Origin of the sequence: Streptosporangium fragile, assembly GCF_039534445.1 — a bacterium.
Lineage (GTDB): Bacteria > Actinomycetota > Actinomycetes > Streptosporangiales > Streptosporangiaceae > Streptosporangium > Streptosporangium fragile.
In genome coordinates this window covers 50,381-64,309 of sequence record NZ_BAAAVI010000021.1, presented here as the reverse complement: position 1 = coordinate 64,309, position 13,929 = coordinate 50,381, and the positions used below count along the sequence as shown (strand labels likewise).

The 13,929-nt window shown below is 71.4% G+C and carries 15 protein-coding genes; 13 read left to right on the top strand and 2 right to left on the bottom strand.

Annotated features, from left to right (window positions below; genetic code table 11):
* The first annotated feature begins 44 nt into the window (after window positions 1-44).
* The 11 genes from ABD841_RS16240 to ABD841_RS16190 all read left to right on the top strand — a co-directional run bounded on the left by ABD841_RS16240 (window position 45) and on the right by ABD841_RS16190 (window position 11,164).
* On the top strand, window positions 45-1,280 hold the full coding sequence (locus ABD841_RS16240) for a cytochrome P450 (protein ID WP_344972226.1): 1,236 nt from the start codon (window positions 45-47) through the stop codon (window positions 1,278-1,280).
* Window positions 1,281-1,485: 205 nt separating this feature from the next.
* Window positions 1,486-2,655: a homogentisate 1,2-dioxygenase gene (locus tag ABD841_RS16235; protein ID WP_344972224.1), complete on the top strand. Its 1,170-nt coding sequence runs from the start codon at window positions 1,486-1,488 to the stop codon at window positions 2,653-2,655.
* The gene (locus ABD841_RS16230) at window positions 2,652-3,632 is read left to right on the top strand and encodes a hypothetical protein (protein ID WP_344972222.1); all 981 of its coding nucleotides are present in this window, start codon (window positions 2,652-2,654) and stop codon (window positions 3,630-3,632) included. The genes ABD841_RS16235 and ABD841_RS16230 overlap by 4 nt, the downstream gene beginning before the upstream one ends.
* Window positions 3,632-4,768: a fumarylacetoacetase gene (fahA, locus tag ABD841_RS16225; protein ID WP_344972220.1), complete on the top strand. Its 1,137-nt coding sequence runs from the start codon at window positions 3,632-3,634 to the stop codon at window positions 4,766-4,768. Before ABD841_RS16230 ends, fahA begins: the two co-directional genes overlap by 1 nt.
* Window positions 4,769-4,878: 110 nt before the next feature.
* Window positions 4,879-5,313: an NfeD family protein gene (locus tag ABD841_RS16220; protein ID WP_344972218.1), complete on the top strand. Its 435-nt coding sequence runs from the start codon at window positions 4,879-4,881 to the stop codon at window positions 5,311-5,313.
* A gap of 2 nt (window positions 5,314-5,315) precedes the next feature.
* A complete protein-coding gene (locus tag ABD841_RS16215; RefSeq protein WP_344972216.1) occupies window positions 5,316-6,395 on the top strand; it encodes an SPFH domain-containing protein in 1,080 nt (359 codons plus the stop codon).
* 306 nt (window positions 6,396-6,701) lie between these two features.
* Window positions 6,702-7,730: an L-threonine 3-dehydrogenase gene (gene tdh / locus ABD841_RS16210; RefSeq protein WP_344972214.1), complete on the top strand. Its 1,029-nt coding sequence runs from the start codon at window positions 6,702-6,704 to the stop codon at window positions 7,728-7,730.
* The gene (locus tag ABD841_RS16205) at window positions 7,730-8,902 is read left to right on the top strand and encodes a glycine C-acetyltransferase (protein WP_344972212.1); all 1,173 of its coding nucleotides are present in this window, start codon (window positions 7,730-7,732) and stop codon (window positions 8,900-8,902) included. The genes tdh and ABD841_RS16205 overlap by 1 nt, the downstream gene beginning before the upstream one ends.
* 115 nt (window positions 8,903-9,017) lie before the next feature.
* A complete protein-coding gene (locus ABD841_RS16200; protein WP_425581991.1) occupies window positions 9,018-10,067 on the top strand; it encodes a LysR family transcriptional regulator in 1,050 nt (349 codons plus the stop codon).
* 36 nt (window positions 10,068-10,103) lie between these two features.
* Window positions 10,104-10,712, top strand: a complete 609-nt coding sequence (locus ABD841_RS16195; RefSeq protein ID WP_344972209.1) for an ArsR family transcriptional regulator — start codon at window positions 10,104-10,106, stop codon at window positions 10,710-10,712.
* Window positions 10,709-11,164: a hypothetical protein gene (locus ABD841_RS16190; protein ID WP_344972207.1), complete on the top strand. Its 456-nt coding sequence runs from the start codon at window positions 10,709-10,711 to the stop codon at window positions 11,162-11,164. Before ABD841_RS16195 ends, ABD841_RS16190 begins: the two co-directional genes overlap by 4 nt.
* Window positions 11,165-11,272: 108 nt before the next feature.
* On the opposite strand, the gene ABD841_RS16185 is transcribed toward ABD841_RS16190, so the two are convergent.
* Window positions 11,273-11,758, bottom strand: a complete 486-nt coding sequence (locus ABD841_RS16185) for an ATP-binding protein (protein ID WP_344972205.1) — start codon at window positions 11,756-11,758, stop codon at window positions 11,273-11,275.
* A gap of 230 nt (window positions 11,759-11,988) precedes the next feature.
* On the opposite strand from ABD841_RS16185, the gene ABD841_RS16180 reads away from it, so the two are divergent.
* Window positions 11,989-12,861, top strand: coding sequence for a helix-turn-helix domain-containing protein (locus ABD841_RS16180; protein WP_344972203.1), 873 nt, complete (start codon window positions 11,989-11,991; stop codon window positions 12,859-12,861).
* Window positions 12,849-13,061, top strand: coding sequence for a DUF397 domain-containing protein (locus tag ABD841_RS16175; protein ID WP_344972201.1), 213 nt, complete (start codon window positions 12,849-12,851; stop codon window positions 13,059-13,061). The genes ABD841_RS16180 and ABD841_RS16175 overlap by 13 nt, the downstream gene beginning before the upstream one ends.
* Window positions 13,062-13,335: 274 nt before the next feature.
* On the opposite strand, the gene ABD841_RS16170 is transcribed toward ABD841_RS16175, so the two are convergent.
* A complete protein-coding gene (locus tag ABD841_RS16170) occupies window positions 13,336-13,818 on the bottom strand; it encodes a GNAT family N-acetyltransferase (protein WP_344972200.1) in 483 nt (160 codons plus the stop codon).
* Window positions 13,819-13,929: the final 111 nt, after the last annotated feature.

Genomic DNA, 13,929 nt, shown 5'->3' with positions numbered 1-13,929 from the left:
CACGTCCAGGCCGCGGCCCGGGGTCTCCACGTTGGAGGTATCCGATGACTCCGGGCACGCTGCTGGAGCAGATCCTCGACCACGCCAACCGCGCCGACCCCTATCCCCTCTACGCCGAGTTGCGCAGGACCCCGGTGTCGCGACAGGACGACGGTGTCTACGTGGTCAGCACGTACTGGGAGATCCTCGGCCTGCTCCACGACCCGCGGATCAGCTCCGACGCGCGCAACCGCGCCCCGCAGGCGGGCGGGCCCCTCGCCACCGAGGAGGAGAACGCGAACCTGCCGGCCAGCTTCCTGCGGCTCGACCCGCCCGAGCACGACCGGCTCCGCCGGCTGGCGACCCGGTCGTTCGGGCCGCCGGCGTGCCCACGGCGGATCCACGGCATGCGCGGGGAGCTCGCCCGGATGGTCACCGGCCTGATCGACGGCTTCGAGGGCAGGGACCGGGTCGACATCGTGGAGGACCTCGCCTACCCCTTCCCGGTGATGGTGATCTGCAAGCTCCTCGGCGTACCGCACCGGGACGAGCCCCGCTTCCACGCCTGGGCCGAGACGATCGTCTCCGGCCTCGAACCCACCCCCTCCGAGGGCCCCGCCGAGCGGCAGCGCGCCGCCCAGCGGGCCAGGACGGAGCTGGGCCTGTATCTCGCCGGGCTGATCGAGGAGCACCGCCGCGCGCCCGGCGACGACCTGCTCTCCGCGATGGTCACCGACCGCGGGCCCGAGGGGCGGATGTCGCCGGTGGAGCTCGTCGTCACCGCCGTCCTGCTCCTCATCGCCGGGCACGAGACCACGGTCAACCTCATCGCCAACGGGACGCTCACCCTGCTGCGCAACCCCGGCACGCTCAAGAGGCTCCGTGACGACCCGGGCCTGGCGGTCCCGCTCGTGGAGGAGCTGCTGCGGTTCGAACCGCCGGTGCAGTTGCTGCCGCAGCGCACCGCGCTCGCCGACATCGACATCGCCGGCACCACGATCCCCAGGGGGGCGCCGGTCTGGCTCATGCTCGCCTCCGGCAACCGGGATCCCCGCCGCTTCGCCGACCCCGACCGTTTCGACCCCGACCGCCGGGACAACCGGCACCTCGGCTTCGGCAGCGGCGTCCACTACTGCTTCGGCGCGCCGCTCGCCCGGCTGGAGGCGCAGCTCGCCCTGGCCGAGATCGCCCGCCGGCTCGGCGAGCTCCGCCTGGTGGACGACCCGCCCCCGTATCGGCGCAACCCCGTGCTGCGCGGCCCGCGCCACCTCCCGGTCGCCTTCGACGGGCTCGCCCCGTAGGCGCAGCCCGCCGTCCGGGCGTCGGGGAACGACGGGCCGGGCGGCCGCGTAGAGCACCGGCTCGGGACAGGCGCGCGTTCCCCCGGCAGGAACGCCCGGCGGGGGTCCGGCTCTCGGCCCGTGTTTGACATCGCCCCTCCCATGACAGATGGTTGTTCGTATAGAGGACACTAACGTCCGATAAACGGACACATTGGAGGGGCGGATGCCGTACTACCGCGCCGTAGGTGAGATCCCGCGCAAGCGGCACGTGCAGTTCCGGCGGCCCGACGGCGGGCTGTACGCCGAGGAGCTGATGGGCGAGGAGGGCTTCTCCAGCGACTCGTCGCTGCTCTACCACCGCCACCTCCCCACCGCGATCGTCAAGGCCGAGGCCGTCGAGCCCGCCGAGTCCGGGCGGCTGGTCCCCAACCTGCCGCTCTCCCCCCGCCACCTGCGCACCCAGGACCTGCCCGACGGCGGTGACCTGGTCACCGGCCGCGGGCTGCTCGCGGGCAACGGCGACGTCCGCATGTCGTACGCCGCGACCGACGCGCCCAGCGGGCTGTACCGCAACTCCATGGGCGACGAGTGCGTCTACATCGCCACGGGGCAGGTCAGGTTCGAGTCGACGTACGGGGTGATCGAGGCCGGCGCGGGCGACTACGTCGTCATCCCCACCGGGACGATCCACCGGTGGGTCCCCCGGGGGCGCGTCACGGCCTTCGTCATCGAGGCGGCGGGCCACATCCGGCCGCCCAGGCGCTACCTGTCGCAGTACGGCCAGTTCCTGGAGCACGCGCCCTACTCCGAGCGCGACCTGCGCACCCCGCAGGAGCCCCTGACCGTCGAGGGCGAGGAGGTGCCGGTGCTGGTCCGCACGCGTGGCGGGCTGACCCGGCTGGTCTACCGCAACCACCCCTTCGACGTGGTCGGCTGGGACGGCTGCCTGTACCCGTACGCGTTCAACATCGACGACTTCGAGCCCGTCGTGAAGCGGACCCACGCGCCGCCGCCGGTGCACCAGACCTTCGAGGGCCCGAACTTCGTGATCTGCTCGTTCTGCCCCCGGCCGCTGGACTTCCACCCGGAGGCCGTCCCCGTCCCGTACAACCACCACAACGTCGACTCCGACGAGCTCATGTTCTACGCGGGCGGCGACTACAGCGCGCGCAAGGGCTCGGGCATCGACATCGGCTCGGTCTCGCTGCACCCCGCCGGGTTCACGCACGGCCCCCAGCCGGGCGCCGTCGAGGCCGTCATCGAGGCGGTACGGCAGGGGAACACGCAGACGAGCGAGCTCGCGGTGATGGTCGACACCTTCCGCCCGCTCGACCTCGGCCCCGCCGGCCTCTCGGTGGAGGACCCCGCCTACGCCTGGACGTGGGCCCGGTGACGGACCCGCAGCCGCCGGGCCCCGTGACGGACCCGCACCCGACCCCGGGCACCGGCCCGGTGACGACCGCCGCGCGGGCCGCGGACACCGGCCCGGCCGGAACCCGCCCCGCCCCGGCGGACACCACCCCGGCCGGGGCCCCGGGCCCGACGGCGGACTCGGGCCCGGCCACGGCGGCGCTCTTCCGGAGGCTCGTGGACGACGCCGGACTGTTCCCGCCGACCGCGCTCCCGATGGCCGAGGCGCTGGAACGGCACCGCGGCGACCTGGCCGGCGGCGAGCCCGTGCTCACCCACCGGTTCCTCTGCCCGGCCACCCGCCTGGCGGAGCTCCGCGAGCACCTGACCTTCCCGATCCGGCTCGGCCTGATCCTCGACACCCCGGACGTCCCGCCGCTCGGCGACCTCACCGTCGAACTGGTGGAGACACGGCGGGCGCCCGGCGAGACGCCCGCCGCGGTCTCCGCCCGGCTGGCCGACCGGCTGGCCGGGGCCCGGCTGTTCGTGGAGGTGCCGCCCGGGGAGGTCGCCGCCCTGCCCCGCGACGCCGCCGGGCACGGCCTGAAGTTCCGCTGCGGCGGGCTGACCGCCGACGCCTTCCCCACCGCCGGGGACCTGGGCGCCGCCATCGCGTACTGCGCCGAGCACGGCGTCCCGTTCAAGGCGACCGCCGGGCTGCACCACGCGGTCCGGCACTTCGACCCGTCGCTGGGCGTCGACCGGCACGGCTTCCTCAACCTGGTCCTCGCGGTCTGCGCGGCCGTGGCGGGCCACGACCCGGTCCCGGTGCTCACGCTGACCGACGTCGGCGAACTGACCCGGCTGGCGCGCGCCGTACCGGACGGGACCGCCGCGCGGGCCCGGGAGCTGCTGGTGTCGTACGGCTCGTGCAGCACGAGCACCCCGGTCGAGGACCTGCGCGTCCTCGGCCTGATCGGAAACCTGACCGGAGAACCGACCGAAGTGGAGAACGCGTGATGGGCTGGGGCCTGGACAATCTGCCGTACGGGGTCTTCTCCCGGCGCGAGGGGGAGACCCCGCGTGTCGGCGTACGGTACGGCGACCACGTGGTCGACCTCACCGGGGCCCTGCACGACGAGGTCTTCGCCACCGGGTCGCTCAACGCCTTCCTGTCCCGGGGACCGGCCGCCTGGCGGGACACCCGGGCCGTGCTGCGGAACAAGCTGAGCACCGACCGGGCCACGGTCGAGCCGCACCTGATCCCGCTGGACCAGGTCAGGCTGCACCTGCCGATCGAGGTGGGCGACTACGTCGACTTCTACTGCTCGCTGGAGCACGCCTCCAACCTGGGCCGCATGTTCCGCCCCGACGAGGAGCCGCTCAAGCCCAACTGGCGGCACCTGCCGGTCGGCTACCACGGCCGGGCCGGGACCGTCGTCGTGTCCGGCACCCCCGTCACGCGGCCGTCCGGCCAGCGCGGCGCGGGGGTGTTCGGCCCCTCGGCCAAGCTGGACATCGAGGCGGAGCTGGGCTTCGTCGTCGGCGCGCCGACCGCGCTGGGCGAGCGGGCCGGCCGGTTCGACGACCACGTGTTCGGCGTGACCCTGGTCAACGACTGGAGCGCCCGCGACATCCAGGCCTGGGAGTACGTCCCGCTGGGCCCGTTCCTCGGCAAGTCGTTCGCGACCTCGGTGTCGCCGTGGATCACCCCGCTCGCGGCCCTGTCGGAGGCGCGCGTCGAGGGCCGCCGGCAGGATCCGGAACCGCTCGGCTACCTGCGCCGCGAGGAGCCGTGGGGGCTCGACATCCGCCTGGAGGTGGCTATCAACGGCGAGGTCGTCTCCCGGCCGCCGTACCGGGACATGTACTGGACGCCCGACCAGATGCTCGCCCACATGACCGTCAACGGCGCCCGGCTCCGCACCGGCGACCTCTACGCCAGCGGCACCGTCTCCGGCGCCGAGCCGGGCGAGCGGGGGTCGCTGATCGAGCTGACCTGGAACGGCGCCGAGCCGCTCAAGCTGTCCGACGGCTCGACCCGGACCTTCCTGGAGGACGGGGACGTCGTCACGATCACCGCGACCGCGCCCGGCCCGGACGGGAGCGTGATCAGCCTGGGCGAGGTGTCGGGACGGATCGCACCCGCGAGGTAGCGCCGCAGGCGCATTTTGACAGGTCCTTACAGCCGTCTGGCGGACGACATACCGTAGAGGGAGGAACCTCCCGGACGCCCGGTCCGTTCAACGAGGAGGAGGGCCGGAGCATGGATGACTGGGTCATCTGGTTGATCGTGGCGGTGACCCTGGGGGTCGCCGAGATCTTCACCCTGACCATGGTTCTCGGCATGTTCGGAGGGGCCGCCCTCTTCGCCGCCCTCGCCGCGGCCATCGGTCTTCCGGTCCCGCTCCAGATGGTGGTCTTCACCGTCGCGCTGGGCGCCGGACTGGTCGTGGTCCGGCCCGTCGCCAGGCGCCACCTGCGGCAGCCGCCGCCGGACCAGCGCTTCGGTGTCCAGGCCCTCGTCGGCAGGCCCGCCTACGTCCTCCGTGAGGTGACGGGACGGGACGGCCGGGTGCAGATCGGCGGGGAGGAATGGTCGGCCAGGGCGTACGACGAGACGCTGGTGATACCCGCCGGGGCGGTCGTCGACGTCATCGAGATCGAGGGCGCGACCGCGCTCGTGTATCCCCGGGAGTGACCATGGACCCTTTGCTCATCACCGGACTCCTCATCGTCCTGTTCGCCGTGTTCACCGTGTTCCGCTCGGTGCGGATCGTCCCCCAGGCGCGGGCCCGCAACGTGGAGCGGCTCGGCCGCTACCACACCACGCTCAAGCCGGGCCTGAACTTCGTGATCCCGTACATCGACCGGGTCTACCCGATGATCGACCTGCGCGAGCAGGTGGTCTCCTTCCGGCCCCAGCCGGTGATCACCGAGGACAACCTGGTCGTCGAGATCGACACCGTGCTGTACTTCCAGGTCACCGACCCCCGCGCGGCGGCGTACGAGATCGCCAATTACATCCAGGCCGTCGAGCAGCTCACGGTCACCACGCTGCGCAACGTCGTCGGCTCGCTGGACCTGGAGATGACGCTGACCTCGCGCGACACCATCAACAGCCAGCTGCGCGGCGTGCTGGACGAGGCGACCGGCAAGTGGGGCATCCGGGTCAACCGGGTGGAGATCAAAGCGATCGACCCGCCCAAGACCATCAAGGAGGCGATGGAGAAGCAGATGCGCGCCGAGCGTGACAAGCGCGCCGCGATCCTCACCGCCGAAGGTCAGCGGCAGTCGCAGATCCTCACCGCCGAGGGCGACAAGCAGAGCGCGATCCTGCGCGCCGAGGGCGAGCGCAGCGCCGCGATCCTCAAGGCGGAGGGCCAGTCACGGGCCATCGACCAGGTCTTCCAGGCGGTCCACCGCAACGATCCCGACCCCAAGCTCCTGGCCTACCAGTACCTCCAGGTCCTGCCCGAGCTGGCCAAGGGCCAGGGCAACACGTTCTGGGTGATCCCCAGCGAGGTCACCTCCGCCCTCCAGGGCGTCTCCAAGGCGTTCACCGAGGCCCTGCCCCGATCGTCGGCCACCCGCGAGGACTCCGGGTCCGGCGAGGCGGCGGCCGAGGCTGCCGAGGAGCGGCAGGCGGCCGAGCTCGCCGCCGCCGAGGCGGTCGCCGAGGCCGCGGAGACCGACACGGGCCCCCGCCAGATCGCCGCCGCCCCGGCGACCGCGGACGGGCTCACGGACCTGCGGGAGGAGCGCCGCGGCGCCGCCTCCTGAACGGAAGGCCACACCCCGGCAGGAGACAGGAGAAGCGCCGTCTCCCCGGCAGGAGGAGCTCCGCCCCCGAGCGGAGAAGCACCGTCTCTCCGAGCGGGGAAGCACCGTCTCTCCGAGCGGGGAAGCACCGTCGGAGTGGTCGGGAAGCCTGCTGCGGGACCGGCGGCGGCCCGCACCCGGTCTCGACCAGCCGTGCCCGGCTTCCGCGTGAAGCAAGACTGTGGGCGGGTTTAAGAAAACCGCGATGGACACCCCCGAGCTTCGCCGGGCACAGTGCGTAAGGTCGGAGCTGAGGGGGGATCTGCGATGAAGGCGCTGGTCAAGGAGCGGGCCGAGCCGGGCCTGTGGTTGGCGGACGTACCGGAGCCGGCCGTCGGCCCCGGCGAGGTGCTGATCAAGGTGCTCCGCACCGGGATCTGCGGCACGGACCTGCACATCCGGAGCTTCGACGCCTGGGCGCGCCACACCCTGCGGATCCCGCTCATCATCGGGCACGAGTTCTGCGGCGAGGTCGTCGAGGTGGCGCCGGGGGTGGAGGACATCGCCCTCGGCGACCTGGTCAGCGGGGAGGGGCACCTGGTCTGCGGCAAGTGCCGCAACTGCATGGCGGGCCGGCGTCACCTGTGCCGCAACACGATCGGGCTGGGCGTCAACCGCGACGGCGCCTTCGCCGAGTACGTGACGCTCCCGGCGTCCAACGTCTGGGTCCACCGGGTGCCGGTGGAGCTCGACGTGGCGGCGATCTTCGACCCGTTCGGCAACGCCGTGCACACCGCGCTGACCTTCCCGATGGTCGGCGAGGACGTGCTGATCACCGGGGCCGGGCCGATCGGGCTGATGGCCGCCGCGGTGGCCACGCACGTGGGCGCCCGCAACGTGGTCGTCACCGACGTCAGCCCCGAGCGGCTGGAACTGGCCCGTAAGCTCGGGGTCGGCCTGGCGCTCAACGTCGCCGAGACGCCCGTCGCCGAGGGCATGCGGCGGCTGGGCATGCGTGAGGGCTTCGACGTGGGCCTGGAGATGTCGGGGAACCCGCGGGCGCTCCGCGAAATGATCGCCTGCATGGCGCACGGCGGGAAGATCGCCATGCTGGGGCTGCCCGCCGAGGAGTTCGCCGTCGACTTCGCGACGGTCGTGACCTCCATGCTCACCATCAAGGGCATCTACGGCCGCGAGATGTACGAGACGTGGTACGCCATGTCCGTGCTGCTGGAGAAAGGGCTCGACCTCTCCCCCGTCATCACCGACCGCTTCTCGTACCGCGACTTCGACGCGGCCTTCGACACCGCCGCGAGCGGCAAGACCGGCAAGGTCATCCTGGATTGGACCGCCTGATGTTCGACAACGTCCGTGCCGACATGCGCGCCACCCTCGACGAGATCGCCTCCGCGGGGCTGCTCAAGCCCGAGCGGGTCCTCACCACCCCGCAGCGGGCCGACGTCCGCGTCGCCGGCGGCGGCGAGGTGCTGAACTTCTGCGCCAACAACTACCTGGGCCTGGCCGACCACCCGGAGGTGATCGCCGCCGCCAAGGAGGCGCTGGACCACTGGGGCTTCGGCATGGCCTCGGTCCGCTTCATCTGCGGCACCCAGCAGGTGCACAAGGAGCTGGAGGCGCGGCTGTCGGACTTCCTCGGCCAGGAGGACACCGTCCTGTACAGCTCCTGCTTCGACGCCAACGGCGGTGTGTTCGAGACGCTGCTCGACGACCGCGACGCGGTGATCTCCGACGCGCTCAACCACGCCAGCGTCATCGACGGCATCCGCCTGTCCAAGGCCCGCCGCCTGCGCTACGCCAACCGTGACCTGGCCGAGCTGGAGGCCCGGCTGAAGGAGGCCGCGGACGCCCGGCGCAAGCTGATCGTCACCGACGGCGTCTTCTCCATGGACGGCTACGTCGCGCCGCTCGGCGAGATCTGCGACCTCGCCGAGAAGTACGGGGCCATGGTCATGGTGGACGACTCGCACGCCGTCGGCTTCGTCGGCGAGCACGGCGGAGGCACCCCCGAGCTGCACGGCGTGCGCGACCGGGTCGACATCCTCACCGGCACGCTCGGCAAGGCGCTGGGTGGTGCCAGCGGCGGCTACGTCGCGGCCCGCAGGGAGATCTGCGAGCTGCTGCGCCAGCGCTCCCGCCCTTACCTGTTCTCCAACTCGCTCGCCCCGGTGATCGCCGCCGCGTCACTGCGGGTCCTCGACCTGATCAGCGGTTCCGGCGAGGCCCGCGAGCGGCTGCGCGCCAACACCGCGCGGTTCCGCACCAGGATGACCGAGGCCGGGTTCGACATCCTGCCCGGCGACCACCCCATCGTCCCGGTGATGATCGGCGACGCCGCCGAGGCCGCCGCGATGGCCGAGCGCCTGCTGGAACAGGGCATCTACGTGATCGGCTTCTCCTACCCGGTCGTCCCGCACGGCCAGGCCCGGATCCGCGTCCAGCTCTCGGCGGCCCACACCACCGAGGACGTCGACCGCGCGGTGGCCGCCTTCGTCGCGGCCCGGGGATGACCCGCGCCCCGGGAGGCGGATGTCCCGGGACGGACCGGGAGACGTGCCCGAGGCGATCCGCGTCCCCGGACGACCTTCCGCCGGAGCACGAGACGGCCCCGGTGACAATGGCATGGTGATTGACACACGGCGGCTGCGGACCCTGCGCGCGGTGGCCGACCACGGGACGGTCACCGCGGCGGCCGCCGCGCTGCACCTGACCCCGTCCGCGGTCTCCCAGCAGCTCGTCGCCCTGGAGCACGAGGTGGGCCACCGGCTGCTGGAGCGCGACGGCCGGGGAGCGCGGCTCACCGCCGTCGGGCGCATCCTGCTCGGCCACGCCAACGAGGTGCTCGCCCAGCTGGAGCGCGCCGGGGCCGACATCGCCGCGTACACGGCGGGTACGGCGGGCGAGGTGAAGGTCGCCTCCTTCGCCACCGCGATCGGGCTGGTCGTGGCGCCCGCGATGGCGGTGCTCCGGGAGAAGGAGCCGGGCATCCGGGTGCGCGTCCTGGACGCCGAGGGCGACCAGAGCCTCACCATGGTCCTCGACGGCGCGGTGGACGTGGCCGTCGCCGTGGAGTACCGGGGCGCCCCCGCCGAGGACGACCGGCGCCTGTCGCGCCTCCCGCTCTACTCGGAGCCGTTCGACGTGGTGCTCCCCCGCGACCATCCCCTCGCGGGTGGCCCCGGAGCTCCGGGAGAGCCGCCCGCGGAGCCGCGCACGCCGGACACGGGCCAGGGCACGCCGGACACGAACCCGCGCACGGCAAGCATGAACCCGCGCACGGTGGAAAACACGTGCGTGACGTCCCCGTGGGGCGGTCTCACCGTCGCGGACCTGTCCGGCGAGATCTGGATCGGCCCCTATCCGGGCAACCCCTGCCACGACGTGATCGCGCTGGCCTGCGAGCACGCGGGCTTCACCCCCGCGTTCGCGCACTCCTCCGACGACTTCAGCGCGGTGGTCGCGCTGGCCGCCGCCGGGGCGGGCGTGGCGATGGTGCCGCGCCTGGCATTGCGCGACACCGACCTGTCCGGCGTGGTGATCCGCCCGGTCCCGGGCCCGGAGCGCCGCGTCTTCGCCGCCGTACGCCGCGGCGCGGAACGCCACCCGCTCCTCGTCCCCCTGCTCGACGCGCTCCAGGACGCCGCGACGGCGTTGCGCCGGGGCCCGTCCCGGTGACTGGATGTTCGGTATAACCGAAGATATCTTCGGTTTATGCGAAGCGCCGCAGCTCCAGTCGTTCCGATCTTCAAGAGCCGCACCCAGGCGGAACTCCTCGCCGCCCTCTATCTCCGGTCCCGGCAGAACTGGACTCTGGCCTCTCTTTCCCGAGAACTCGGCGTAGCCCCCTCCACCCTGCATCCTGAGATACGCCGCCTCGTCGAGGCACAGTTGATCACCGCGACCGAGCTCGGACGCTCCCGCGTCCTGCACGCCAACCCCGACCATCCCCTGTTCCAGCCCCTGGCCGAGATCCTGAGCTACATGTACGGTCCCCGTGCCGTCATCAGCGAGGAGTTCGCCGGCATCCCCGGCATCGAGCGCCTGCTCGTCTTCGGCTCCTGGGCCGCCCGTCATGCGGGAAATCCGGGACCGGTCCCCCACGACATCGACATACTTGTCGTCGGCGAGGTCGACCGGACCGCCCTCTACGCCGCCGCCGACCGTGCTCAGGAACGCATCGGTATGCCGGTCAATCCCGTCCTCGCCTCCCCGCGTCGCTGGGACGCGGAGTCCGACGCCCTCATCCGGCAGATCAAGTCCGCTCCTGTGATCGACTTGACCGCCGACCTCCCCACACGATCGGAGACACCACCCCCATGACCCGCTGGACACGTGGCGAAGCCGACGTCGAACGGATGCTGGTCTCCGGCGAACTCCAGCGCGTTCGCGGGGACGCCGCCGACGGCAGCGGGTGGCTGGAGAAAGCAGCCACCACCCTCGCCAGCGCCGAGGGGCTCAAAGCAACCGACCCGAACTCGGCCTACACTCTCGCCTACGACGCCGCGCGATTCGCCTGCGCCGGCCTTCTCGCACAGCAAGGACTACGCGCCACCACCTCCGGCGGCCACTACGCCGTCCAGCAGACCGTGATCCGGCAGTTCGGTCCCGCATTCGAGCCGTACGGCACCTTGCGCCGCAGACGCAACGAGCTCGAATACCCGGAGTTCCCTGACGAGGCCGTCGAAGAAGCCGAAGCGGACCACGCCATAGCGGCCGCACGTTCACTCATCGACGCCGCCGACAAGCTCCTCGGCCATCTCGGGCTGTTCTGAGACAGCCGGGATCTCGCGTAATCGCGGGCTGGAGCAGGCGCGGTGAAGCGTTGCCCCGGGGCCCGTCCCGGTGACTGGATGTTCGGTATAACCGAAGATATCTTCGGTCTAGCCGAAGATTCTCAGACCCGCTCCGCGTAAGGCGTCCGGAACCACGTCCTCGGAGGACGACGGGGTGGCGGGGATCTCGCACCAGACGGTCCGGCCGGGTTCCGGGTCGTGCGAGCGACAGCCCCAGTTCCCGCCCGACAGCGCGCTGACGATCGCCAGGCCCCGGCCGCCCTCCGCGAGGAAGACGATCGGGGCCGAACGGACGCGGGGATCCTCGGCGGACAGGCCCGCGTCCGCGACCTCGACGCGCAGCAGGTCACCGTGAGCCGCCAGCCGGAGGACCAGCGGGGGGACGGGAGCGCACCCGGTGACACCGTGCCGGGCGTGCCGTACGGCGTTGGTCACGAGCTCCGAGACGACCAGCCGCGCGTTCTCGTAGGCGGGGTGATCCTCCCCGAGCCATTCACGGACCTCGCCGCGCGCCCGCGAAACGGATTCGGGCTCGCCGGGCAGGAAGACCTCTCTGGGTGTCTCCGGATTCATGGGTTTGCCTCCCCAACCGAATAAGGCTGATTTTCCGTCTCGCTCCGGCCGCCGGCTGAGGCGCCGGCGCGGTTTCGGCTCGGTATCCATAAGGTCGCAAAATCGTGGACGCGTGTACGGACAACCGGGTCCGCAATGTGTTCACAGTTTTGCGAACCCCTCCCCCAACAAGGGAAACGCCCTCGACAATGACCTGAAACCGGCCCGGTGAAACCGAAAGGAGCCCGGCGATGACCGTCCCCCCGAAAACGGAAGAGGAACCGGCGACAGAACCGACACAGGACCCCGATCCCTACATTTCCCCGCGAATTCGATTCGGGGCAGAACTACGCAAATTCCGACTCGCCGCGGGATTCAGCCAGCGAAAGCTCTGCGCGGCGATCCATCTGTCGATCAGCCAGCTCAGCATGATCGAGAACGGCCACCGCGCGCCGACCCTGGAGCTGGCGCGCAAGGTGGACGACGCCCTCAGCCTGGGAACGACGCTCACCGGCCTGCTCGACCGCCTGAACCGCGCGGAGACCCAGCTCCCCCGGTGGTTCCGTCCCTGGCTCGACTTCGAACGCGAGGCGGAGGCCCTGCGCATATGGGCTTCTCTGATGGTGCCCGGCCTCCTTCAGACCGAGGGCTACGCGCGGGCCATCCTGAGCCGCAAACCCGGCACCACCCCCGAGCAGGCCGGGGAGAACGTCGCGGCCCGGATGGAACGACAGCGGATCCTGAACCGGCCGATGCCGCCGATGCTCTGGGTCGTCCTGGACGAGGGTGTGCTGCACCGCCCCATCGCGGAACCGGACGTGATGAGGGAGCAGTTCGAGCATCTTCTCGACGCTGGGGAGAACCTGCGTATATCCCTGCAGATCCTTCCTTACGCGGCGCGGAACGTGCTTGGCTTGCTGGGAAGTTTCACCCTTGCGGACCTGCCGAGGGGAAACCGTCCCGTGGCCTACATCGACTCGCAGAGCATGGACGACCGGGTCAGCGACCGGTCCGACGACCTGAAGAACCTGGCGTTCAGATACGACGCGATCCGGGCCGACGCCCTGTCTCGGCGCGAGTCACTCAGCCTGATCAAGGAGACGATGCGCAGATGGACGACCTGACCCGGGAACTCCCCACCGCCCGGTGGCGCAAGTCCACCCTCTCCGGCGACGACGGGAGCGACTGCGTCGAGATCGCCAGCCTGTCCGGCGGCCACAAAGCCATCCGCGACAGCAAAAACCCCCACGCCCCCGCCCTCATCCTCACCCCCGACCAATGGACCGCCTTCCTGAACAACGTGAAACACCGCCACTTCGACTGACCCCACGAGATCACGACGTCCGTCGGACGCCCGGGGACGGACGCCCCGCCCTCCGGGGCGGGGCGGAAGCCCTCAGCGGCGCGCCAACGCCGAGTACTCGGCGGATCCAGGTGTTCACACTTCCCGCACCACGAGGGAACTGGCGGCCGATGCTTTCGCCGCAGAACTTCCGCTGCCTGTCGATCAGGAAGAGTCACGCGCGGGTGCCGATGAACATCCAGCCCTCATGAACGCGCTGGACGCGGAGCATTGAGCGTCACGCTCGCGACGGCCGTCAGCTCTCCGGGCCGGCGTGCCGCAGCCAGACGTAGTCGACCGGCTGGGCGGCGTTCCACGTCGCGGCCAGGTCGGCGTCGACGGGCAGGAAACCGGCTCCCCGGTAGCACCGCAGGGCCTGGTCGTTGTCCGGGTGCACCCGCATGAAGACATCCGGGTAGCCCGCCTCCCGGGCCAGCCCGGTCAGCCCTCGCACCAGTTCCCGCCCGATCCCCTTCCCGCGGGTACCGGGTGCCACGATGATCCGGGCGAGCTCGACCTCGTCCTCCTCGGTGTCGAACCACAGCTCCCCGTAGCCGAGCAGGTCCTGGCCCTCGACGAGCATGTAGGACCGCACGTCCTCCGCCTCGTGCCAACCGGCGACGATCTGCGCCGGCATGGGGAACTCCTGCCGCCCGCACCACATCGCGACCTCCCGCGACGAGACGGGCCAGCCCGCGACCGCAGCCGCGTACTCCGCGGCGAAGGGCAGCAGATTCATTCCCACTCCATTCGTTCTGTGCGTTCAGGGGAGATGCCGGCGCCGGAAAGCATCGTCCGTGGGGCGCCGGCGGTGGAGGAACATGGCCAAGGCTGCCATTACACGAGATGA